The 21,006-nt window shown below is 72.2% G+C and carries 23 protein-coding genes; 11 read left to right on the top strand and 12 right to left on the bottom strand.

All coding sequences use genetic code 11. From position 1 onward, the window contains the following. The first annotated feature begins 378 nt into the window (after positions 1-378). The 3 genes from ACWED2_RS37280 (at position 379) to ACWED2_RS37270 (ending at position 4,638) form a co-directional block, all read left to right on the top strand. On the top strand, positions 379-2,655 hold the full coding sequence (locus tag ACWED2_RS37280) for a M4 family metallopeptidase (protein WP_449695220.1): 2,277 nt from the start codon (positions 379-381) through the stop codon (positions 2,653-2,655). Positions 2,656-2,863: 208 nt separating this feature from the next. Continuing rightward, complete coding sequence (locus ACWED2_RS37275; RefSeq protein WP_449695219.1) at positions 2,864-3,838, top strand: ATP-binding cassette domain-containing protein; 975 nt, start codon at positions 2,864-2,866, stop codon at positions 3,836-3,838. Continuing rightward, the gene (locus ACWED2_RS37270; RefSeq protein ID WP_449695218.1) at positions 3,835-4,638 is read left to right on the top strand and encodes an ABC transporter permease; all 804 of its coding nucleotides are present in this window, start codon (positions 3,835-3,837) and stop codon (positions 4,636-4,638) included. Before ACWED2_RS37275 ends, ACWED2_RS37270 begins: the two co-directional genes overlap by 4 nt. Positions 4,639-4,659: 21 nt before the next feature. Here the strand turns inward: ACWED2_RS37270 and ACWED2_RS37265 are convergent, their stop codons facing one another. Both ACWED2_RS37265 and ACWED2_RS37260 read right to left on the bottom strand, forming a co-directional pair. Then, the gene (locus ACWED2_RS37265; RefSeq protein ID WP_449695217.1) at positions 4,660-5,085 is read right to left on the bottom strand and encodes a nitroreductase/quinone reductase family protein; all 426 of its coding nucleotides are present in this window, start codon (positions 5,083-5,085) and stop codon (positions 4,660-4,662) included. Beyond that, on the bottom strand, positions 5,082-5,627 hold the full coding sequence (locus ACWED2_RS37260; protein WP_449695216.1) for a DUF6069 family protein: 546 nt from the start codon (positions 5,625-5,627) through the stop codon (positions 5,082-5,084). Before ACWED2_RS37260 ends, ACWED2_RS37265 begins: the two co-directional genes overlap by 4 nt. A gap of 105 nt (positions 5,628-5,732) precedes the next feature. Between ACWED2_RS37260 and ACWED2_RS37255 the strand changes: the two genes are divergently transcribed. The 3 genes from ACWED2_RS37255 to ACWED2_RS37245 all read left to right on the top strand — a co-directional run bounded on the left by ACWED2_RS37255 (position 5,733) and on the right by ACWED2_RS37245 (position 8,868). Next, complete coding sequence (locus ACWED2_RS37255) at positions 5,733-6,698, top strand: SDR family NAD(P)-dependent oxidoreductase (protein WP_449695215.1); 966 nt, start codon at positions 5,733-5,735, stop codon at positions 6,696-6,698. A gap of 48 nt (positions 6,699-6,746) precedes the next feature. Further along, entirely contained in the window at positions 6,747-8,360 is a 1,614-nt protein-coding gene (locus ACWED2_RS37250) for a serine/threonine-protein kinase (protein ID WP_449695214.1), read from the top strand. A 202-nt stretch (positions 8,361-8,562) separates the two neighbouring features. After that, a complete protein-coding gene (locus tag ACWED2_RS37245) occupies positions 8,563-8,868 on the top strand; it encodes a hypothetical protein (RefSeq protein ID WP_449695213.1) in 306 nt (101 codons plus the stop codon). Here the strand turns inward: ACWED2_RS37245 and ACWED2_RS37240 are convergent. Genes ACWED2_RS37240 through ACWED2_RS37210 form a run of 7 tightly spaced genes read right to left on the bottom strand, consistent with a single transcriptional unit; the run spans position 8,853 to position 13,372 of the window. Next, complete coding sequence (locus ACWED2_RS37240; protein WP_449695212.1) at positions 8,853-9,359, bottom strand: N-acetyltransferase family protein; 507 nt, start codon at positions 9,357-9,359, stop codon at positions 8,853-8,855. The genes ACWED2_RS37245 and ACWED2_RS37240 overlap by 16 nt on opposite strands. Continuing rightward, entirely contained in the window at positions 9,356-10,099 is a 744-nt protein-coding gene (locus ACWED2_RS37235) for an SIR2 family NAD-dependent protein deacylase (protein WP_449695211.1), read from the bottom strand. The genes ACWED2_RS37240 and ACWED2_RS37235 overlap by 4 nt, the downstream gene beginning before the upstream one ends. 43 nt (positions 10,100-10,142) lie before the next feature. Continuing rightward, positions 10,143-10,346: a ferredoxin gene (locus ACWED2_RS37230; protein WP_176171204.1), complete on the bottom strand. Its 204-nt coding sequence runs from the start codon at positions 10,344-10,346 to the stop codon at positions 10,143-10,145. Continuing rightward, complete coding sequence (locus ACWED2_RS37225; protein ID WP_449695210.1) at positions 10,343-11,464, bottom strand: NADH-ubiquinone oxidoreductase-F iron-sulfur binding region domain-containing protein; 1,122 nt, start codon at positions 11,462-11,464, stop codon at positions 10,343-10,345. The genes ACWED2_RS37230 and ACWED2_RS37225 overlap by 4 nt, the downstream gene beginning before the upstream one ends. Continuing rightward, positions 11,461-12,003, bottom strand: a complete 543-nt coding sequence (locus tag ACWED2_RS37220; RefSeq protein ID WP_449695209.1) for a ferric reductase-like transmembrane domain-containing protein — start codon at positions 12,001-12,003, stop codon at positions 11,461-11,463. The genes ACWED2_RS37225 and ACWED2_RS37220 overlap by 4 nt, the downstream gene beginning before the upstream one ends. Next, entirely contained in the window at positions 12,000-13,118 is a 1,119-nt protein-coding gene (locus ACWED2_RS37215) for an FAD:protein FMN transferase (protein WP_449695208.1), read from the bottom strand. Before ACWED2_RS37215 ends, ACWED2_RS37220 begins: the two co-directional genes overlap by 4 nt. Continuing rightward, positions 13,115-13,372, bottom strand: coding sequence for a hypothetical protein (locus ACWED2_RS37210; protein WP_449695207.1), 258 nt, complete (start codon positions 13,370-13,372; stop codon positions 13,115-13,117). Before ACWED2_RS37210 ends, ACWED2_RS37215 begins: the two co-directional genes overlap by 4 nt. Positions 13,373-13,594: 222 nt before the next feature. On the opposite strand from ACWED2_RS37210, the gene ACWED2_RS37205 reads away from it, so the two are divergent. From ACWED2_RS37205 to ACWED2_RS37195, 3 genes are read left to right on the top strand one after another with little or no spacing between them, the layout of a single operon-like run. Beyond that, a complete protein-coding gene (locus ACWED2_RS37205) occupies positions 13,595-14,464 on the top strand; it encodes an alkaline phosphatase family protein (RefSeq protein WP_449695206.1) in 870 nt (289 codons plus the stop codon). Positions 14,465-14,468: 4 nt separating this feature from the next. Continuing rightward, positions 14,469-15,713, top strand: coding sequence for an MFS transporter (locus ACWED2_RS37200; protein ID WP_449695205.1), 1,245 nt, complete (start codon positions 14,469-14,471; stop codon positions 15,711-15,713). Beyond that, the gene (locus ACWED2_RS37195) at positions 15,710-16,690 is read left to right on the top strand and encodes a hypothetical protein (protein WP_449695204.1); all 981 of its coding nucleotides are present in this window, start codon (positions 15,710-15,712) and stop codon (positions 16,688-16,690) included. Before ACWED2_RS37200 ends, ACWED2_RS37195 begins: the two co-directional genes overlap by 4 nt. 68 nt (positions 16,691-16,758) lie before the next feature. Here ACWED2_RS37195 and ACWED2_RS37190 read toward each other — a convergent pair whose 3' ends face one another. Further along, a complete protein-coding gene (locus tag ACWED2_RS37190) occupies positions 16,759-17,160 on the bottom strand; it encodes a hypothetical protein (protein WP_449695203.1) in 402 nt (133 codons plus the stop codon). Positions 17,161-17,464: 304 nt separating this feature from the next. Here ACWED2_RS37190 and ACWED2_RS37185 point away from each other — a divergent pair, with 304 nt between their 5' ends. Continuing rightward, positions 17,465-18,427 carry a glycoside hydrolase family 6 protein gene (locus ACWED2_RS37185; RefSeq protein WP_449695202.1) on the top strand — a complete coding sequence of 321 codons (963 nt, stop codon included), beginning with the start codon at positions 17,465-17,467 and terminating at the stop codon, positions 18,425-18,427. A gap of 28 nt (positions 18,428-18,455) precedes the next feature. On the opposite strand, the gene ACWED2_RS37180 is transcribed toward ACWED2_RS37185, so the two are convergent. After that, on the bottom strand, positions 18,456-19,022 hold the full coding sequence (locus ACWED2_RS37180) for a TetR family transcriptional regulator (RefSeq protein ID WP_449695201.1): 567 nt from the start codon (positions 19,020-19,022) through the stop codon (positions 18,456-18,458). Positions 19,023-19,128: 106 nt separating this feature from the next. On the opposite strand from ACWED2_RS37180, the gene ACWED2_RS37175 reads away from it, so the two are divergent. Beyond that, complete coding sequence (locus ACWED2_RS37175) at positions 19,129-19,449, top strand: muconolactone Delta-isomerase family protein (protein ID WP_449695200.1); 321 nt, start codon at positions 19,129-19,131, stop codon at positions 19,447-19,449. Positions 19,450-19,491: 42 nt separating this feature from the next. On the opposite strand, the gene ACWED2_RS37170 is transcribed toward ACWED2_RS37175, so the two are convergent. Then, a complete protein-coding gene (locus ACWED2_RS37170) occupies positions 19,492-20,820 on the bottom strand; it encodes a 3-hydroxybutyrate oligomer hydrolase family protein (RefSeq protein WP_449695224.1) in 1,329 nt (442 codons plus the stop codon). Positions 20,821-21,006: the final 186 nt, after the last annotated feature.

Raw genomic sequence — 21,006 nt, 5'->3', positions numbered from 1 at the left:
CCACCCCCCGGATCATGGGTTCGACTGGGGGCGCAAGTCATGCCGGGCCTGGCGACCACAACTCCCTGATGGGAGCCACGAAAAAGGTAACGGGGCTCCGCCACCCGGACCCCCGAACCCGCGGTGAAGATCCACCGAACGGCGGTGATCCCGATTCAGTCCTCAGTGGACAGTCGACAGGCGAGGTCCCAAAGGTGTCGAATGTCCCTTTTGCGACGTATTGCGACTTCTCGATAAGACCGTACGTTAGTCGCTTGTTCACGGAGCTTTCACACCGGATGCTGATTTCCGCTAAGCCGCACCATTTTTCCCCGTCGTCCCCGTTCTCGGCCCGGCTCGACCCCGGGCCGGTTCGCCCTGCCCGGAGGAGATCCTTCGATGCAACTGAGACGTCCAATCGTCTTGGCCGCGAGCGGCGCACTCATCGCCGCGGTGTGCACGACCACCACCGCCCAGGCCCAGCCCACCACCCCGAACGCCGTCCCGGACGCGCAGACCCTGGCCGTGTCGGCGGCGGCCGGGCTGGTGGCGAGCAGGCCCGCCGCGCTGCACGCGAGTGCGGACGACGTTTTCCTGGCCCAGCAGGCGATTTCCGCCGGCAACGGCCTGAAGTACATCCCCTACGAGCGCAGTTACAAGGGCCTGGCCGTGGTGGGCGGCGACTTCGTCGTCGCGACCGACTCGACCGGCCAGGTGCTCGGCACCTCCGTCGCGCAGGACCAGACGATCAACCTGGCCACCACGACGGCGAAGGTCTCGAAGGACGCGGCCGAGGCGACCGCGCGGCAGCAGCTGTCCGCCGTGGACAGCGTGAGCCCGGCGCAGCAGGTCGTCTACGCGCTCGGCACGCCGACGCTGGCGTGGAAGAGCACCGTCGTCGGTCGCGACGCCGAAGGCCCGAGCCGCCTCGACGTCATCGTCGACGCCGCCACCGGCAAGGTGCTCCGCACGCAGGAACACGTCCTCAACGGTGACGGCACCAGCGCGTGGAACCGGCCGAACCCGGTGCACCTCGACACCACGCAGTCCGGCAGCACCTACTCGCTGAAGGACCCGAGCCTCACCAACGTCTCCTGCCAGGACGCGGCCAACAACACCACGTTCAGCGGCCCGGACGACCTGTGGGGCAACGGCAACGCCACCAGCCGCGAAACCGGCTGCGTCGACGCCCTGTTCGCCGCGCAGACCGAGAAGAAGATGCTCACGCAGTGGCTGGGCCGCAACGGCTTCGACGGCAGCGGCGGCGGCTGGCCGATCCGCGTCGGCCTCAACGACCAGAACGCCTACTACGACGGCAGCCAGGTCCAGATCGGCAAGAACACCAACGGCCAGTGGATCAGCTCGCTGGACGTCGTCGCGCACGAACTCGGCCACGGCATCGACGACCACACCCCGGGCGGCATCTCCGGTGCGGGCACGCAGGAGTTCGTCGCCGACGTCTTCGGCGCCTCGACCGAGTGGTTCGCCAACGAGCCCTCGGGCGGCGACGTCCCGGACTTCCTCGTCGGCGAGACCATCAACCTGGTCGGCTCCGGCCCGATCCGCAACATGTACAACCCGTCGGCGCTGGGCGACAAGAACTGCTACGACAGCAGCGTCCCCAACGGTGAGGTGCACGCGGCCGCCGGCCCCGGCAACCACTGGTTCTACCTGCTGGCCGAGGGCACGAACCCGACCAACGGGCAGCCGACCAGCACCACGTGCAACAGCTCGTCGATCACCGGTATCGGCGTGCAGAACGCGCTGAAGATCTTCTACAACGCGATGCTGCTCAAGACCTCCAGCAGCTCGTACCTGAAGTACCGCACCTGGACGCTGACCGCGGCGAAGAACCTGTTCCCGGGCAGCTGCACCGAGTTCAACACCGTCAAGGCGGCGTGGGACGCGATCAGCGTGCCGGCCCAGTCGGCCGACCCGACCTGCTCGGCGACCGGCACGGTCACCGTGTCCAACCCGGGCAACCAGTCGACCGTGACCGGCGCTTCGGTCAACCTGCCGCTGTCGGCCTCGGGCGGCACCGCGCCGTACACGTGGTCGGCCTCCGGCCTGCCGGCCGGCCTGTCGATCAGCTCGTCCACCGGCACGATTTCGGGCACCGCGACCACCGCGGGCACCTCGAACGTCACCGTGACGGCGACCGACAGCGCCGGCAAGTCCGGCACGGCGTCGTTCTCGTGGACGGTCGGCACCACCGGCGGCTGCTCCGGCCAGAAGATCGCCAACGGCGGCTTCGAGTCCGGCGCGACCAGCTGGACCGGCACCACCGGCTCCATCGGCCAGTGGGCTTCGCAGGGCCAGGCCGCGCACGGCGGCACGTACTCGTCCTGGCTGGACGGCTACGGCTCCACGCACACCGAGTCGGTCGCGCAGTCGGTGAGCATCCCGGCGGGCTGCCACGCCAGCCTGACGTTCTACCTGCACATCGACACCGCGGAGACGACCACCTCCACCGCCTACGACAAGCTGACCGTGACCAACGGCAGCACGACGCTGGGCAGCTACTCCAACCTGAACAAGGCGTCCGGGTACGTGCTCAAGACCATCGACGTCTCGTCGGCGGCCGGCGGCACCCTCGCGCTGAAGTTCACCGGCACCGAAGACAGCTCGCTGCAGACCTCGTTCGTCATCGACGACGTGGCCGTGACCCTGAGCTGAAGCTGAACCACTGAAGCGGGGAGGCCGGGTGCACCGGCCTCCCCGCTTCGCGTTTCCCGGAGCGGAATCGGCGCCCGGTGAGCGCCACGGCATCGCGCCCGCCGGCAGGTCTCGCTTTCGGCGAACCGAGCCGGTTCAGGGATAAACCCGGAGGACAAACCGGACGGTGTGGCCTAGCTTGTCGGGGTCGCCTGAAGGGGGAGCCACCATGCCGAAGCCGGAACCGGACCCGGCGGTCCGGGTACGCGAGCTCGTGAAGACCTACGGTTCGACGCGCGCGCTCGACGGCGTCGACCTCGACATCCCGGCCGGGCAGGTGCTCGGCCTGCTCGGCCCGAACGGCGCCGGGAAGACCACCACCGTGCGCATCCTGACCACGCTGCTGCGCCCGGACTCGGGGTCGGCGCACGTGGCCGGGTACGACGTCCTGGCCGAGCCCGACGAGGTGCGGCAGCGGATCGGGCTCTCCGGCCAGTACGCGGCCGTCGACGAGAACCTCACCGGGTTCGAGAACCTGTACATGGTCGGGCGGCTCTACGGCCGGAAGAAGGCGGCGGCGCGCTCGCGCGCCCGGGAACTGCTCTCGCGGTTCCGGCTGGAGGAGGCCGCCGACCGGCCGGCGAAGGGCTATTCCGGGGGCATGCGCCGCCGGCTCGACCTGGCCGGCGCGCTGGTCGCCGAGCCGGCCGTCGTCGTGCTGGACGAGCCCACCACCGGCCTCGACCCGGGCGGCCGGCTCGACACCTGGGAGGTCATCAAGGAGCTGGTGGCCGACGGCACGACCGTGCTGCTGACCACGCAGTACCTCGAAGAGGCCGACCAGCTCGCCGACTCGATCGTGGTGATCGACCACGGCCGGGTGATCGCGCGCGGCACGGCGGACGAGCTCAAGGGCCAGATCGGCGGCGAGCGCCTGGAGCTGGTCGTCGCCTCGGCCGCGGACCTGCCGACGACGCTGGAAGTCCTGCGTGAGGTCGGCACGGGCGAGCCGTCCGGCGACGCCCACACGCGCCGCGCCGAGATCCTGGTCGACACCGGGCCGAAGGCGCTGATCGAGGCGCTGCGGCGGCTCGACTCCCACGGCATCACGGTCCAGGACGTCGGCCTGCACCGCCCGACGCTCGACGACGTCTTCCTGTCCCTGACCGGCCACGGTGCTTCGGCTGAGGAGGTGGCGAAGTGAACGCGCTCGCGAAGGGCATTTCCGACGGCGGCATCGTCACGTGGCGCAACCTGATGAACGTCCGCCGCAACCCCGACTGGCTGATGGCGGCGACCCTCCAGCCGATCATGTTCGTCCTGCTGTTCGCCTACGTCTTCGGCAACGCGATCGGCGGCGAGGCGGGCGGGGCGGCGTACCGCGAGTTCCTCATCGCGGGCATCTTCGCCCAGACGGTGGCGTTCAACTCGGCGTTCACGGTCATCGGCTTCGCCAACGACCTGCAGAAGGGCATCATCGACCGGTTCCGCTCACTGCCGATGTCCCGCCTCGCGGTGGTCCTCGGCCGCACGACGTCGGACCTGGTGGTCAGCGTGGTGGCGCTGGTCGTGATGTCCCTGTGCGGGCTGCTGGTGGGCTGGCGCATCCGCGGCAGTTTCTGGGACGCGCTGCTCGGGTACCTGGTGATCCTGATGTTCGCGTGGGCCCTGTCCTGGGTCGGCGCCCTGATCGGCCTGGCGGCGCGCAGCGTGGAGGTGGCGCAGAGCCTGGGCCTGATCTGGATGTTCCCGCTGAGCTTCATCTCCTCGGCGTTCGTCCCGACGGACACGCTCCCGGCGTTCTTGAAGGCGATCGCGGACTGGAACCCGTTCACGGCGGTGATCAACGCGACCCGCGACCTGTTCGGCAACCGCTTCGGCGCCCCGCCGACGGGCTGGCCGGCGGAGCACGCGGCGCTGTACGCGATCCTGTGCTGCTTGGCGATCATCGCGATCTTCGCCCCGCTGGCGACGGCGCGGTACCGCCGGGTGGCGAGCAAGTAGGACGGTCCGAAGGGGACTTCTTCAGTCCTCTTCGGACAGTTCCACGATCGGGATCACCCGCCTGGCCTGCCGTGCCTTGGCCTGGTGATCGGCCAGGAACGGGTACTCCTTCTCCAGCTCCGTCCACGTCCGCACGTAGTCCGCGCCCAGCAGCGGCAACGCCTCCGCGTCGAACGACCGGCCGTCCACCTCGACCCGCACCCGTGGGTCCGCTTCGAGGTTCAGGTACCAGTCCGGGTGGCGGGGTGCGCCGATGTTGGACGCCACCACCAGCCACCGGTCACCGTCGCGGTGGACCATCATCGGGACCGTGTAGGGCTCCCCGGAGATCCGGCCCGTCGTCGTCAGGAGCGCCAGGCGCTCGCGGTGCATGCCCTCGACCTCGCCGCCCGCGCGGAACTGCTCGATCACGCGGCGGTTGGTCTCCCGGACGTCCACCGCGGTCACCGGTCGTAGTACCGGGTCGGCGGGTCCTGCTGCGTCCACTGCTGCCGGGTCGGCGGCGGGGGCGCCGCGCTCTGCTGGGTGCGGCGCCGGTGCAGCGTGCGCGCGCTGGCCGCCATGCTGTTCACCACCGCCGCGATGACCAGGCCGATCACCAGGTTGATCGCCGCCGTGGCGATCTTCGCGCTCGGCGCCACCGTCAGGGTCAGCGGCAGCACCACCGCGATCAACGTGACCAGCACCATGATCCAGCCGAAGAACTGGGACGGCGCCGGCGTCGCCACGCTCAGCAGGTGCATCAGCCCGGTGGCGAGCAGGGCCACCGCGGCGGCGACCAGCGCGTACGTCGTGGTGCTCGCGTTGCCCCAGACGCCTTCGCCTTTTGGGGCGAGCACTTCGACCTCGAAGATCCCCCGCGCGATCAGCAACCCGACGACGGCGAGCAGGGCTGCGACCACCGCCGTCGCGACGCCGCCCGCCCACAGGCGGCGCGCGTCGATCCCCGGGCGGACGTCCTGGGGCTGGTTCCCGTAGTAGTCGGACATCACGGCCTTCCCTCGCCTCGGCAGTGCCTCCGCTCCCGATTGTCCCCCGATTCGGCCCCGGCCGCGATTTGCGCTGGAGTGCACTCCAGCTCGTAGCGTCGGGGCATGACCACCGCACAGCACAAGATCGGTTCGGGCTTCGGCGCCACCACCACGGCCGCCGAAGCCGTCGCAGGCGTCGACCTCACCGGGAAGCTCGCCCTCGTCACCGGCGGGTACTCCGGGATCGGCCTCGAAACCACCCGCGCGCTGACCGGCGCCGGCGCCCACGTCGTCGTCCCGGCCCGCCGCCGCGAGACCGCCGAGGAGGCGCTCGCCGGGATCGAGAACGTCGAGGTCGGCGAGCTGGACCTGGGCGATCTCGAGAGCGTCCGCGCGTTCGCCGACCGGTTCCTGGCGACCGGGCGCCCGATCGACCTGCTCATCGCCAACGCCGGCATCATGGCCTGCCCGGAGACCCGCGTCGGGCCCGGCTGGGAGGCCCAGTTCGCCACCAACCACCTCGGCCACTTCGCCCTGGTCAACCGGCTGTGGCCGGCGGTCGCCGAGGGGGCACGGGTGATCTCGCTGTCCTCGCGCGGCCACCACTACTCGCCGATCCGCTGGGACGACGTCCACTTCGAGAACGGCTACGAGAAGTGGCAGGCCTACGGGCAGGCCAAGACGGCGAACGTGCTCTTCGCCGTGCAGCTCGACCGGCTGGGTGCCGGAAAGGACGTCCACGCGTTCGCGCTCCACCCGGGCGGCATCATGACGCCGCTGCAGCGGCACCTCCCGCGGGAGGAAATGATCGAACGCGGCTGGATCGACGAGGCCGGGAACTTCCTGGTGCGGTTCAAGACCCCCGAGCAGGGCGCGGCGACCACGGTCTGGGCGGCGACCTCGCCGCAGCTGGCCGGGCTCGGCGGGCTGTACCTGGAGGACTGCGACGTCGCCGAGCTCGCCCCCGAGGGCGCCGAGGGCCTCGCCGAGTCGGGGGTCCGACGGTACGCCGTCGACCCCGAGCAGGCCGCGCGCCTCTGGACGCTGTCGGCGCAGCTCACCGGCGTGGACGCGTTCGCACAGGAGTGATCGCGGCCTGGGTGTCACGTCGGCGGGCTCCCGGGCGATACTTTCTTCGTGATCTTCCCACGTTTGCCGTTCACGGGACCGGGGTACCTGCCGCCCGTGGCCGACGAAGCCGGGAGAACGGGGCGCCCGCCGACTGACGACGGGGCCGAGGTCACGTGTGGCCGCTACGCGATGGGTGAATTCACCATCACCCCGCGCAGCGCCCTCGACGACGAGCGGCCGCCGGGTCTGCTGGGCGGGCGCTACGAGGTCGGCAGGCTGATCGGCAGCGGCGGCACGGCGCGCGTGTACCGCGCCTACGACGTCCGGCTGACGCGCGAGGTCGCCGTCAAGATCTACGACCGGGACGCGGTGGCGCTCGACCAGCGGCGCCGCCTGCGGGAGATGACGATCCAGGGCAGCATCAGCCACCCGGGCGTGGTGGCGCTGCTGGACAGCGGCACCGAGAACGGCCGGACGTACCTGGTGATGCAGCTCGTCGAGGGCGAGAACCTCGCGGAGCGCCTGCTGGGCGGCCCGATGCCGGCGGCGGAGGTGACGGCGCTGGCCGACGGGCTCGCCGAGGCGCTGGCCCACGTCCACGCGCGGCGGATCGTGCACCGCGACCTGAAGCCCGCCAACGTGTTCCTGTCCGCGGACGGTCCGCTGATCGGCGACTTCGGCATCGCCCACGCCCTAGACGCCACGCACATCACGGGCACCGGCCTGATCCCGGGCACAGCGGCGTACCTGGCGCCGGAGCAGGTGTCGGGCGAGCCGGCGGGACCGCCGGCGGACGTGTACGCGCTGGGCCTGATCCTGCTGGAATGCCTGACGGGACAACGGGAGTACCCGGGCACCATGGTCGAGGCGGCCATGGCCCGGCTGACGAGACCGCCGCGGATCCCGGAGGACGCACCGGCGGCGCTGGCGTACACGTTGCGCCGGATGACGCAACGGGAGCCCGCCGACCGGCCGACGGCCGCGAAGATCCTGGACATGTTGCACGCTCCGCCGCCGACGTTGCCGTGGACGAGGACTCAGCGCAGCCCCCGCTGGCGACGACGCCCCGCAGCGATCGCCGGGGACTCGGCTTCGGTCGCCGGTTCGGTGCACGGCGAGCTGGGCGCTGCCCACCGCGAGGACGCTGCCGGGCCGGCGTCCGGCGACCAGGGCCAAGCCGCCGCAGCAGCCCCCGGTGCGGCCGGGAGCGCCCCTGCGGCCGCAGCCGCCTTCGCCGATGCCCCGACGCGCCACCACGGGATCGTCATCGGCTCTTCCCCGGCCGAGCGCCCCAGGCGTCGCCGGCTGGCCGTCGCGGGCGGGCTGGCCGCGGCCGCAGCCGCCGTCGTGGCAGCCGTGGCGCTGACCGAACAGGGGGCCGGGACCGTCTCCCCCGCCCAGCCACCCGCCGCGCACTCGCCGGCCGCGACCTCCACCCCGTCGTCGTCCTCCGGCGGCCCGCCGGCCGAGCCGGGAACGTCCGCACCGGGCCAGAGCAGCCCCAGCGGCCCCGGCGGTTCCGGCGCACAGCCGGGCACCAGCGGAGCGGCGTCGCTCGAACCCGCCGCCGAGACCCACGAACCGCCGTCACCGGCCGAGCCACCGTCGAAATCGGGCAAGCCCCCGAAGACCGATCCGCCCGGCAAGACCAAGGGCAAAGGTCCCGGTCACGACACCTGAGCGGGACCTCCGGCACGCGGATCCGGGTCCAACGGCCCTGGTGCGGAAACGGCCCGGAATCGCCGGAAATGGAATTCCGCGAATTGGGACTCGAACCAATAACGGCAGGTAACCGAACGGCTGCCCGGCCCGACTCACTCCACGGTGCCGCCGCCGGGAATCCCCTCCCGGCTGGTTCGACGAAACATTCCCGGAGGTCTGGATGAGTGTCCACGCTGCCCTCGCGCGGCCGGTTTTCCGCACACCGAGCGGCCGGCACGCCAAGCCGCGTCCCGCGTGGCCGCGGGTCGCCGCCCGGGCAGTCTTCCTGATCACGGCGCTGTTCTGCGTCGCGGCCGTCACCGTGTTCGAGTGGCCGCCGGTGGTGCTCGTGGTGCCCGCCGCCGCACTCGTGCTGCTCGTGGTAAGCGTCGCGAAACTGCGCACCGCGACCCGGAAGATCGACACCATCTTCGCCGAGGAATTGTCCGGACCAACGGTTTCCCGCAGCGATCAAACCGACGAGTGAGGACCCTCGCGCAGGTCGAGCCACATGATGCGCAGCCCGACGTCCCCCGCGGCCGGGTGGCGGAACGCGCCGGGCGCCGTTCCGAGCGTCACGAACCCCAGGCTCTCGTACAGGCCGACCGCGGGCGCGTTCACGTCGACGACCGCGTTGAACTGGATCGCCGCGAACCCCGTCCGCCGGGCCCAGTCGATCAGATCGGTCGTCAGCGCGCGCCCGACGCCCGCTCCGCGCGCCTCCTTCGCGACCATCAGGCTGCCGGAGGCGACGTGGCTGCCCGGCCCCGGCCGGTTGGCGTACATGTTCGCCGTGCCCGTCACGCGGTCGCCGTCCAGCGCGACGACCACCCGGGCCGGCGGGTCGAGCAGCCACATCCGCCGCGCGTCGGCCTCGGTCATCGCCGGGTCGTAGGCGAACGTCCGCTGCTCGGTGACGACTTCGTGGATGATCGGCCAGATCGACGGCCAGTCGTCGCCGCGGGCTTCGCGGATCACCGGGTCACCGCCGCGCAGAGTTCCGGCACGACTTCCTCGATGTCCTCTCGCAGCACGAAATCGGCGTCCTCGTCGTACGGGGTCGGGTCGCGGTTGACGACGACCAGCGTCGCACGGGCCTGCACGGCGACCGTGCACAGCGAGGCCGCCGGCTCCACCTGCAGCGTGCTGCCGATGGCCAGGAACAGCTCGCTCGCCGCCGCGACGTTCCGGGCCTGGCCGATGACCCCGCCGTCCAGCAACTGTCCGAAGAGGACGACGTCGGGCTTGAGGATCCCGCCGCAGTGCGGGCACGACGGTTCGTGATCGCCCGCCGCGAGGATCTCCGTGGTCGGGAACCCGGCCGCGCAGCCGGTGCAGCGCGTGGTGTGCATGCTGCCGTGCAGCTCGAGGACCTTGCGCGCGGCGAGCCCGGCCCGCTGGTGCAGGCCGTCGACGTTCTGGGTGAGCACGCGGACGGCGACGCCCGCGCCGTCGAGGTCCGCCAGCGCCCGATGGGCCGCGTTCGGCTCGGCCCGCCAAACGGCGTGATCCGCGTACGTGCGCCAGAATTCGCGACGCACGCCGGCGTCGGCCATGAAGTTCTCGAGCGTGAAAGCGTTGACAGCGCTCGGCGTGCGCGTCCAGACGCCTTGGGGACCGCGGTAGTCGGGGATCCCGGACGCGGTGGAGATCCCCGCCCCGGTCAGCGCGGCGATCCGCCGGGCGCCGCGGATCCGGTCGATGAGCTTGCCGTCCATGGTGGCGAAGGCTAACGGCTCCCGCCCACACCGCACGACCGGTTTACCGCCGCTCGTCCTTCCGCAGCTTCAGCGCCAGCGCCGGGCACGCCGCGGCCGCCCGGCGGGCCTCCGCCACCAGTTCCGCCGGCACCGGGCCCGGCGCCACCACCGGGTAGCCCCACTCGTCGAGGCGCACCAGCTCCGGCAGCAGGTCCGCGCACAAGCCGTGCGCGCGACACCCGATCGGGTCCACTGTCACCTTCATGCGACACCCGCCGGGATCCGGCACCGGCCGCCGGCCTGGTGGGCGCGGACGTCGGCGTCGAACACCCGCAGCGCGCTCGCCGCGAGGCGGGCGGCGCCGTCCGGGTGGGCGCACGCGCCGCGGCCGGTGAGCAGCGGGAAGCGGCGGGCCAGCCGGGCCGTCGCGGGTCCGCCGCGGAGCAGCTCCGCGAAGTCCGCCGCGATCGACGGCAGGCCGAACGTGCACGGTCCGCACTGCCGGGCCGACTCCGCCGCCAGGAAGGCCAGTACCGCCGCCGTGTACGCGAGCCCGCACTCACGGGCCGGGAGTGCGTACACCGTCGCGATGCCGGACCAGCCGCCGTCGAGGTCCGCGGTCCACGCCCCGCCGGCGAGCACCGCCTGCACCGGTTCCGCTTCGCCGCCCGCCGCGGCCAGCACGCCGGCCGGCGACGTCCCCGCGGCCACCTCGACGACGCCGGGCCGCCGGACCGCACCGGTCACCGTGACCAGTTCGGTGCGGGACGCGCGGTAGTGGTGCGGTCCCAGCAGCACCGCCGACGCCAGCTGCGCCAGAGTCTCCACATTGGACACCAGCGTCGGCCGCCCGCGCACGCCGCGTTCGGCGGGCCGGGGCCGCTTGCCCAGCGGCCGCGCGTCACCCGACGTCAGGTACCGGACGAGCGCGGTCTCCTCGCTGGCGACGTACCGGCGCGGGACCTCCGCGATCCGCACCGGCACCCGGTCTTCGCGCTCGGCGAGGGCCGCGGCGACTCCCGGCAGCACCGGGCTGCCCGCGTGCACGCAGAGGACGGCCTCGGTGGCGCCGATGGCGTGCGCGGCCAGCTGCAGCCCGTCGAGGACGAGGTGCGGCGAAAGCGTCAGCAGCACAGCGTCTTTCCGGCTGAGCGGGTCGCCTTCGCACCCGTTCGCGACGACGATCGAGCGGTTCGCGCGGGCCGCGCGCAGCTTCACCGCCGTCGGGAAGCCCGCGCCGCCGCGGCCGCGCAGGTCCGCCGCCTCGACGGCGGCGATCAGCCGGTCGCGGCCGTCGTCGCCGTGGTAGGCGACCCACGGCACGACGCCGTTGCGGCGCCGGTGGCCAGCCAGGTCGAGCCGGTGCGGGGGCAGGATGCTCATCGGGCGCCTCCCAGGGCAGCGAACTTGCGGGCGTGGGCGGCGCGGTAGCCGACGGCGCCGAGCACGGCCAGCACGCACAGCACGTCGAGCGCGGCGATCCAGCCGTAGGCGGCGTCGTTTTCGGCCATGCCGAAGCCGTGCACCAGCGCGACCGGCCAGCACAGGTAGGCCAGCCAGTGCACCCCGCGCCAGGCCCGTGCCGGCAGCCGGGTGCGCACGAGGCTGGTGACGACGATCGCCAGCAGCAGGTCGATCGCGACGGCGCCGAGCCCGACCCACAGCGGCTGGTAATCCGCGCCGAACGGGACGACGACGTCGAGCCAGCCGAGCGGCACGTACCCGTCGAGGACGGCCGCCGCGATGTGCGCGGCGAGGAAGGCCAGGCTGGTCAGCGCGAGGTTCCGGTGCACGGCCGCGACGGCGAACCGCGGCCACCCGCGCGTGGCGAACCGGCCGGCGCCGAGCGCGCCGAGGACGACGACGCCGGTGCAGAGCACCAGCGAGACGAGCCCGGCAGCGCGGCTGAAGTACCAGATCATGCCGCTTCCCGTTCGCCGGGCCAGCCGGGCGTCGTGACGACGTCGCCGCCGACGCCCACCAGCCGCGCGGGGAGGTGCCGCCGTTCCAGCCAGCCGGGTGCTTCGGCGCCGAGGACGATCGCCGCGGTGCTCGCGGTGTTGGCGTCCACAGTGGACTTCGCGGCGACGGTGACGGTGCGCCAGCGCGCTTCGGGCACGTCGCCGGTTCGGGGGTCCACGATGTGGTGGACGGTCCGGCCGCCGTGGCGCCAGCGCCGCCGGGTGGTGCCGGAGGTGGCGAGCCCACCGTCCCGGTCGAGGGCGACGAAGGTGTCCGGCCGGGCGACGGCGTCGGCGTGGTCGTCGCCGAGGGCGATCTGCCAGCCGCCGGGTGGCGGGGAACCGGCGGCCCGCAGATCGCCGCCGAGGTTCACCAGGGCGCCGCAGCCGAGGGTGGCGTGGATCCGCCGCGCGGCCCGATCGGCGGCGAGGGCTTTGGCGGTCGCGCCGAGATCGAGGTGCACGCCCCGCGGGAGGACGACGAGCCGCCGCACGGGGTCGAAGAGGATCCGGTGCCAGCCCGGCGCGGGGGTGGTCGCGGTGTCCCGATCATCGGCACCAGCCCGCTCACCACCACAGGCGGCCGCCCCCGAACCAGCCACGCCGGCCACCCCAGAAGCGGTCGCGGTGTCCCGATCACCGGCACCAGCCCACCCGCCACCACAAGCGGCCACCCCCGAACCAGCCACACCAGCCACCACAGAAGCGGTCGCAGTGTCCCGATCACCGGCGCCACCGCGGCCATCCGCGTCGCGATTACCGGCGACCAGCGCGAAATCGCGGTCGTAGCCCAGCGCGCGCACCGCCGCCCCCACCGTCGGGTCGACCAATCCCTCCGTCAGCCGAGCCGCGCGCAGCGCCACCCCCAGCGCCTCCGCCAGCAGCGGGCTCACCCGGACCTCCCGACCCGCCGCCGAGTGCAGGCGCGAGATCTCCGAATCCGCCCGGAACCGGCTGCACGCCGCATCGATCGCCGCCAGTTCCTCGCGCAGCACCGCGGCCGCCTCCCCCAGCCGGGTGGAATTCGTCACGATCAGCTCGGCCGTCGTGCCCAGGGCCGGGAATGCGGTGGTCACGACGCCCCCGAACCGGTGTGCGCGTGGCCGGATCCGCTGCTCAAACCGCTGTCGGGCGCCTGGAGCTGGTCCTGCGTGTCCGTCGAAGTCGTGGAGTCTTGCGTTGTGTCAGGCGCGGCCGAAGCCGCCGACAGGCCGAAGCCGATCGCGCCGACCGCGGCGGCGCCCAGCACCGCGGCGGTCGCCGTGGCCAGTGCGGCCTTGCGGCGGCCCTGCTCACGGCGGGCCGGTCCGGGCGGGGTGGTGGGTTCCATGGCACCGAGTGTCGGCGCCCATCCTTTGAACGAGCTGGGAACGACCTGTCAAAGCCCTGACGCCCCAACCAAAGGAGGTTGACACCGGAAAGCCATTCACCCACTCTTTCCGTTGTCCGCCGGAGGTTTCCTGGTGTTCACGTACCGGACCACAGCACCTCACGAACCGGTCCCCTGCCGTGGGCACCATGAGGCGCCCACCCCCTCAGTGCTGGAGGACCCATGATCCGCAAGCGGATCTTCGCCGCGCTCGCCGCGGCCGCCCTGGTCGCCGCCGGTGTCGTCACCACGGCCGCCGTCACCGGCGAGCCCGCCGCCGTCCGGCCCACCGCCGCGGCCGTGCCGGCGTTCGACCACATCGTCCTCGTCATGTTCGAGAACAAGAAGTACTCCTCGATCAACGGCAGCTCCAGCGCGCCCTACTTCAACACCCTCGCCTCGCAGAGCGCGAAGTTCACGAACTCGTTCGCGATCACCCACCCGAGCCAGCCGAACTACGTCGCTCTCTTCTCCGGCGCGACACAGGGCGTCACCGACGACAGCTGCCCCGCCAACCTCGGCGCGAAGGCCAACCTCGGCCGTCAGCTGATCGACGCGGGCAAGACCTTCAAGGGCTACTCCGAAGCCATGCCGTCGGACGGCTACACCGGCTGCTCCAGCGGCACCTACCGGCGCAAGCACAACAGCTGGGTGGACTTCTCGAACGTCCCCGCCGCGAGCAATGTCCGGTTCTCGGGCTTCCCGTCCGACTTCACCCAGCTGCCGACCGTCTCCTTCGTCACCCCCGACATGTGCAGTGACATGCACGACTGCAGCGTCGGCACCGGCGACACCTGGCTGAAGAAGAACCTCGACGCCTACGCCCAGTGGGCCAAGACGCACAACAGCCTGCTGATCACCACCTTCGACGAGGACAGCGGCACGTCGGTCAACCAGATCTTCACGACGTTCACCGGCGCGAACGTCAAGGTCGGCAGCTACGGCGAATCGATCAACCACTACACCGTGCTGCGCACGATCGAGGCGTCCTACGGCCTGCCCGGCATCGGCGGCGCCGCGAGCAAGTCGCCGATCCTCGACGTCTGGCAGTAACCGCGTGTACCTGTCCACGATCGGCCGCCGAGAGCATGCTGGGACGGTGTCCCGGCGCAAGCTCCCGGCGGTCGGCGCGAACGTCTTCGCGCTGGGTGCGGTCAGCCTGGTCACCGACGTCTCCTCCGAGATGGTCACCGCGGTCCTGCCCGTCTACCTGGTCCTCGGCCTGCACCTGAGCCCCGCCGCCTACGGGCTGGTCGACGGCCTCTACACCGGCGCGACGGCGTTGCTGCGGATCGTCGGCGGGTACGTCGCCGACCGGGTCCGGCGGCGCAAGGTCGTGGCCGGTGCCGGCTACGCGCTGTCCGCGGTGGCGAAGCTCGGCCTGCTCGCCGCCGGGGCGTCGGCGGCCGCGATCGGCGCGGTGATCACGCTCGACCGCACCGGCAAGGGCCTGCGGACGGCGCCGCGGGACGCGCTGATCACGCTGTCGGCACCCGAACCGCTCCTCGGCCGGGCGTTCGGCGTGCACCGGGCGATGGACAGCATGGGCGCCTTCGCCGGGCCGCTGGTCGCGCTCGCCGTGCTGGCCGCCGTCGGAGCGGCCGATCCCGAGGCCTTCGACGCCGTGTTCGTCGTCAGCTTCTGCATCGCCGCGATCGGCGTGCTGCTGCTGGTGCTGTTCGTCCGCGACCGCCGGACGCCGAAAGCCGCGACGCCGGTCTCGCCGCGGGCGGCGGCCGCGTTGCTGCGCGGCCGCGGTGTGCGGCGGCTGCTGGTGGCCGCGTGCGTGCTCGGGCTGGCCACGGTCGGCGACGGGTTCGTCTACCTGCTGCTGCAGCACAAGGAGGACATCGCCACCGGCTGGTTCCCGCTGCTCGCCGTCGGCACGAACCTGAGCTACCTGCTGCTCGCCGCGCCGCTGGGCGCGCTCGCCGACCGGGTCGGGCGGCTGCCGGTGGTGCTCGGCGGCTACAGCGCGCTCGCGCTGGTCTACCTGCTGCTGGCCGGGCCGGTGTCCGGCTGGCCGCTGATCGCGGTGTCGCTGGCGTTGTACGGCGCCTTCTACGCGGCGACCGACGGCGTCCTGATGGCGCTCGCCGGCCCGCTGCTGCCGGAGTCGTTGCGCACCACGGGGATTTCGCTCGTCCAGACCGCGCAAGCGCTTGCGTACTTCACCTCGTCCGTCCTGTTCGGACTCGCGTGGCAGTTCTGGGGCGCGAACCTCGCGATCGCGATCGCCGCCGGCGGGGCCGTGGTCGCGATCGCCGCGACTTTCGCGGTACTGCGGAAGGCGACGGCGTGAAGACGCGGATCATCATCGCGGTCGTCGGCGTGCTCGTGCTCGCCGGGGCCGCGGTCGCGTACGTCGGGTTCGCGAGCGCGCGCAGCCACGACGTCACCACGACCGGCGCGGTGAGCCTCGACCCCGGCCCGCGGTTGCTGTTCCGCAGCACCGCCGACGCCGACCGCGGGCACGTCGCCACCGTGTCCACCACCGATCCCGGCGGCCCGCGGACGGTGTCGCCGCTGTCGTGCGCGCGCGTGTACGCCGCCGCAGGCACCGGGCTCTGCCTGCGCCAGGACGGCGACCTGACCACCTACCAGCTGGCTGTCCTCGACTCCCGCCTGGCGGTGACGCGGGAGATCCCGCTGGTCGGGCTGCCGAACCGGGCGCGGGTGTCGGCGAGCGGCCGGATGCTGGCGTGGACGGTGTTCGTCACCGGCGATTCGTACAACGGCGGCATGTTTTCCACCCGCGCCGGCATCCTCGACACGGCGACCGGAGACCTGGCGGGCACCTTGGAGGACTACACGGTGACCCTCGACGGCAAGCCGTACCAGGCGGCCGACCTCAACTTCTGGGGCGTGACGTTCACCCGCGACGACCGCCGCTTCTACGCGACGATGTCGACGGCCGGCCGCCGCTACCTGGTCGCGGGCGACTTCGCCGGGCACACGATCCGCACGCTGCGCGAGAACGTCGAGTGCCCGTCGCTCTCCCCGGACGAGACGCGCGTGGCGTTCAAGTCCGCTGTGGACGGCGACCCCGCGAAGGGCTGGCGGCTATCGGTGCTCGACCTGGCTTCGGCGAAAACCACTCCACTGGGTGAGACCCGCAGCGTCGACGACCAGCCCGCCTGGCTGGACGACCACTCGATCGGCTACGGCCTGCCCCGCGGCCCGGGCCACGCGGACGTGTGGTCGGCCCCGGCCGACGGCTCCGGCAAGCCCCGGCTGCTGATCCCGGACGCCGAGTCCCCGGCGGCCCTGGGATCGTGATCGCTCCCGGACTCGCGCCCGGACCCGAGCGCCCCAGTATGGCCTTGGGGCGCTCGGAGCCCAGCCGGTCAGTCCAGTTTGCGCAAGCCGTCGAGGATGCGGCGCATCAGGTCCGTGTCCGGGGGTGCGAAGGCGAACCTCGGGGCCCCGAACCCGGCCGTTGCCGGGGCCGGCGGTGGGAGGACCCCCACCACCCGCAGTGGCAGCCGGGGTGAGGGCGGTTCACGGCGGGTCTGGGCCGGGATCGGCAGCGTCGGCAGGGCGACCGTGCCCGCGTCGGCCAGCTTTCGCGCGGCCACCTCGCGGCGCAGGCGCGACTGGATCCCGGCCACGGTGAAGTCCGGCTCCGGCTCGGCGGCGGCCGGGGGACGGTGCGGGCGCCGTTCCAAGGTGATCGCCCAGGCCGCCGCGGCGAACGCCGGCAACAGCAGCCCGGCGACGATCGCGAGGCCCGGCAGGTCGACGGCCATCAGGCGGCCCCGGGCACAGGTAGGAGCATGACGTTCACTTCCGGACGGACGGTACTTCCGCAGCATGGCCGACACCTGGATATTCGACATTAACGAATTTTCGCGGCCCCCCGAAGCCCATCATGAATGACGGTCGACGCTCCCGCAAGCGGCCGGACGGGGCGTCCGGACGGTAAAACCACAGCTCAGGGCGGCTCTCACGGCAGTCAGACCAGCCCCTTCACCCAGTAGTACGGATGCGGGTTCGATCCGGTTCACCGCATTTTTGTACGATTCGTGTACGCCCCGGAGGCACCCTGCGGAAATGCGCATCCAGACCTGGCTCGTGGCCGCCACGCTGGCGCTCACCGGGCTCGCCCCCGCCTCCCCCGCCCTCGCCGCCGACGGCAATCCGCTCGAGAAGACGAACGGCTTCTACGTCGACCCGGACTCGAACCCCGCGGTGTGGGTCCGCGACCACCCGAACGACAGCCTCGCCGGCCCGATCAGGACGTCGATCGCGACCAAGCCCGGCGCCCGCTGGTTCGGCAACTGGAGCGGCGACGTCCGCACGGCCGTCGACTCCTACACCTACGCCGCCGACGTCGCCGACAAGCTGCCCGTCCTGGTCGCCTACAACATCCCGGGCCGCGACTGCGGCGGCGAGTCGACCGGCGGCGCCGGCAGCCCGCAGGCCTACCGCGACTGGATCTCCGCCTTCGCCGACGGCATCGGCGGCAAGCCGGCCATCGTCATCATCGAGCCGGACGCGCTCGCCCAGCTCGACTGCCTGCCCGGCGACGCCCGCCAAACCCGCCTCGACCTGCTGAAGTACGCCGCGACGCAGTTCGCGCAGAAGGCGCCGAACACGTGGGCGTACATGGACGGCGGCAACGCCACCTGGATCCCGGCCGCGACGATGGCCTCGCGGCTGAAGCAGGTGGGCGTGCAGTCCATCCACGGGTTCGTGCTGAACGTGTCCAACTTCTACACCACGGCCGAGTCGACGACCTACGGCAAGGCGGTCGGCTCGGCACTGGGTTACGCGGCGCCGTTCGTGGTCGACACCAGCCGCAACGGCAACGGCCACAGCAACCCCGACGACAAGCTGTGGTGCAACCCGCCGAAGCGCAAGCTCGGTGCGCCGGCCCAGCTCGGCGGCGGCCCGGAGCTGCAGCTGTGGATCAAGGTCCCCGGCGATTCCGACGGCAGCTGCGGCTACGGCTCGGGTGTCCCGGCGGGCACGTTCAGCCCGGCGCTGGCCGGCCACCTCATCAAGGGCGACTGATCCCGAACACCCATCGGGGCCGGCCGAATCAGCCGGAGGCGGTCAGGGCTCGCAGGTGGGCGAACGACTGGCGAACGGCTTCGCGCAGGTCGAGGTCGTCGGTGGCGTCGACCCATCGCTGGAAGGCGACCCGGTACACCGCGGTGCCGGTCTCGGCGGCCAGGCCGGCCTCGTGGTCGCCGGTGCCTCGCCGTCGAAGCCCCTCGGCGAGCGCCGCCGACATCTGGGCGAGCTTGATCAGTTCGCGTTCCCGGAGCTCGGCGTTGGCCATGATCACCGCGTGCCGCTGCCGGGCGAGCGCACGGTCGGTTCCGATCGTTTCGGCCGCGGCGTCCAGCGCGGCGGCGACGACCTCCAGCGTCGACGCCGAGGCCGGCGCCGCTTCCAGTGCGGCCAGCGACTTCTCGGCCAGTTCGGCCGCCTTGCCGAAGAGGACCTCACGTTTGTCGGCGAAGTAGCGGAAGAAGGTGCGGGCGGTCACGCCGGCCCGGTCGGCGATGTCGTTCACCATGGTCTGTTCGAAGCCGCGTTCGAGATACAGGGCGAGTGCGGCCTCGCGCAGCCGATCCTCGGCTCCCGGCTCCCATCGTCCCATGCGGCGAGTGTAGAGCCGTCGATCAACGATGTCAGCTGATGACATCACCTATGCTAGGTTGATGTCATCAGCTGACATCAGTGCACCGCCATCGAAAGGGAAGATCATGCCGACGACCCCGGATCCCGCCGCAGCACAGACGTTCATGGTGTTCGCGACTCTCCGCGACGACACGGACTTCGCGGAATTCGCCGCGCTGAGAGAAGACGAGCAGAAGCAGCTGGAGGTCCTGCGCTCGGCCGGGAAGATCGGCGCCCACTACGTTTCCCCCGCTCGGCGGGCGACGTTCCTCGAGGTCATCGCCGCCGATCAGGAGCAGGTGGTGGAGACGCTGGCCACGCTGCCCTTCGCCAGGTTCTTCGATGCGGACGTCTACCCGACCACGCCCCCGGACGCGGCGGAGGCTGCCCACCGCGCGCGGTCGTGACGGCCGGCGCGGCGGAACGAGACACCTCACCCGAAATGGGATTCAGCCCAGGGAGCAGGACTTCGCCAGCTCCGCCGGGGTCGCCCCGGCGGGGCGGGTGATCGTCGCCGAGGCCGGCGGGCGCACGCCGCGCAGCCACCCGCCGAGGGCGTCGAACGCCGTCCGGTAGCACGGGCCCAGCGGGCGCAGCCGGTCCGGGAACGCGTCGACGAGCCCGTCGACGTGGTTGCCGTCCTCGATCCGGTAGTACCGGTGCAGCGCGCCGCGCCCGGCGGAGGTGATCATCCGGTCGTAGACGTCGGAGTCGCGCGTGATCGGCAGCAACGTGTCCAGCGTGCCGTGCAGGGTCAGCAGCGGCTTGCCGATCCGCCCGGTCAGCGAGATCCGCTCGACCGCCCGCGCCACCGAAGGCGGCCGGGACGCGTAGGCGTAGTCCGCGTCGCAGGACGGCGTTCCCGAAGCGCAGAACGGCGTGCCGGCCAGAGCCGCGCCGTCGAACGACGGATCGGCCTCTTCGCGGTAGATCCGCTGGGTCAGGTCCCAGTAGACGCGGTAGTGGTAGTCCCACAGGAACTCCGACCCCGGCGCGAACCCGGCGTCCAAAATGGACTGATGGGCCGGCGCCGAGCCCGCCGCGTACGCCGGGTACGCGCGCAGCGCCGGCGGCAGGAACGTCAGCAGGTTCGGCCCGTCGGGCCGCCACAGCGTGCCTTCCCAGTCGACGCCGCCGTCGTAGAGCCACGGCCGGTTCTCCAGCTGCCACCGCACCAGGTACCCGCCGTTGGAAAGCCCGGCGGCGAGCGTCTTCGCGACCGGACGCCCGTAGTGCCGCACCGCCGCGGCCCGGGCGGCGAGCGTCAGCTGCGTGACGCGCGCGTTCCACTCCGCCAGGGCGTCTCCCGGCCGGACGCCGTCGGTGTAGAACGCCGCGCCGGTGTTGCCCTTGTCGGTCGCGGCGAACGCATAGCCCTCCGCGAGGGCCTGGTCGCCGATCGCGCGGTCGTTCGCGTACTGGCGCCGGACGCCGGGCGAACCGGAGACGACCAGGCCGCCGTTCCACCGGTCCGGCAGGCGCAGCACGAACTGCGCGTCGTGGTTCCAGCCGTGGTTGGTGTTCGCCGTCGAGGAGTCCGGGAAGTACCCGTCGACCTGGACACCGGGCACCGCGCCGAACGTCGGCAGCCCCGCCGACGTCAGCCCGGCCCAGTCCGCCTCGACGGTGTGCCCGGACGCGAGCGTGCCGGTCGTCGTCAGGTCGTCCAGGCACGCGGCGACGGACCTCTCGGCGCCGGGCACGCCCACCGCGCAGCGCGCGGCCGCGGCCGAAGCCGGCGCGGGCAGCGCCGCCGCCAGTGCGCCCGCCAGAACCAAAGCCAGCCAACCCCGCACGGTCCACCTCCGCTTCTTCCGATGCCAGGAGAACCCAAGCGCGTCCGGCGGGCGAGAGCCATCCCGCCGGCCACCATGAAGGGGCGAGCCGATGTGGTGGGCGGCCACATGGTCTCCACCCCCGAGCCGTCTTAGCGTCGCTGGAGCCCCTCTCAACGACGAGAAGGA

It is taken from the genome of Amycolatopsis sp. NPDC005003, assembly GCF_053600695.1.
The sequence above is the reverse complement of the archived record's forward strand: the minus strand, read 5'-3'. Positions and strand labels throughout refer to the sequence as shown.

What these genes read in the sequence shown, in the direction of transcription:
- ACWED2_RS37280 (WP_449695220.1), top strand. Translation starts at nt 379, where the DNA reads ATGCAACTGAGACGTCCAATCGTCTTGGCCGCGAGCGGCGCACTCATC.
- ACWED2_RS37275 (WP_449695219.1), top strand. Translation starts at nt 2,864, where the DNA reads ATGCCGAAGCCGGAACCGGACCCGGCGGTCCGGGTACGCGAGCTCGTG.
- ACWED2_RS37260 (WP_449695216.1), bottom strand. Translation starts at nt 5,627, where the DNA reads ATGTCCGACTACTACGGGAACCAGCCCCAGGACGTCCGCCCGGGGATC.
- ACWED2_RS37255 (WP_449695215.1), top strand. Translation starts at nt 5,733, where the DNA reads ATGACCACCGCACAGCACAAGATCGGTTCGGGCTTCGGCGCCACCACC.
- ACWED2_RS37245 (WP_449695213.1), top strand. Translation starts at nt 8,563, where the DNA reads ATGAGTGTCCACGCTGCCCTCGCGCGGCCGGTTTTCCGCACACCGAGC.
- ACWED2_RS37235 (WP_449695211.1), bottom strand. Translation starts at nt 10,099, where the DNA reads ATGGACGGCAAGCTCATCGACCGGATCCGCGGCGCCCGGCGGATCGCC.
- ACWED2_RS37230 (WP_176171204.1), bottom strand. Translation starts at nt 10,346, where the DNA reads ATGAAGGTGACAGTGGACCCGATCGGGTGTCGCGCGCACGGCTTGTGC.
- ACWED2_RS37225 (WP_449695210.1), bottom strand. Translation starts at nt 11,464, where the DNA reads ATGAGCATCCTGCCCCCGCACCGGCTCGACCTGGCTGGCCACCGGCGC.
- ACWED2_RS37220 (WP_449695209.1), bottom strand. Translation starts at nt 12,003, where the DNA reads ATGATCTGGTACTTCAGCCGCGCTGCCGGGCTCGTCTCGCTGGTGCTC.
- ACWED2_RS37210 (WP_449695207.1), bottom strand. Translation starts at nt 13,372, where the DNA reads ATGGAACCCACCACCCCGCCCGGACCGGCCCGCCGTGAGCAGGGCCGC.
- ACWED2_RS37205 (WP_449695206.1), top strand. Translation starts at nt 13,595, where the DNA reads ATGATCCGCAAGCGGATCTTCGCCGCGCTCGCCGCGGCCGCCCTGGTC.
- ACWED2_RS37190 (WP_449695203.1), bottom strand. Translation starts at nt 17,160, where the DNA reads ATGGCCGTCGACCTGCCGGGCCTCGCGATCGTCGCCGGGCTGCTGTTG.
- ACWED2_RS37185 (WP_449695202.1), top strand. Translation starts at nt 17,465, where the DNA reads ATGCGCATCCAGACCTGGCTCGTGGCCGCCACGCTGGCGCTCACCGGG.
- ACWED2_RS37180 (WP_449695201.1), bottom strand. Translation starts at nt 19,022, where the DNA reads ATGGGACGATGGGAGCCGGGAGCCGAGGATCGGCTGCGCGAGGCCGCA.
- ACWED2_RS37175 (WP_449695200.1), top strand. Translation starts at nt 19,129, where the DNA reads ATGCCGACGACCCCGGATCCCGCCGCAGCACAGACGTTCATGGTGTTC.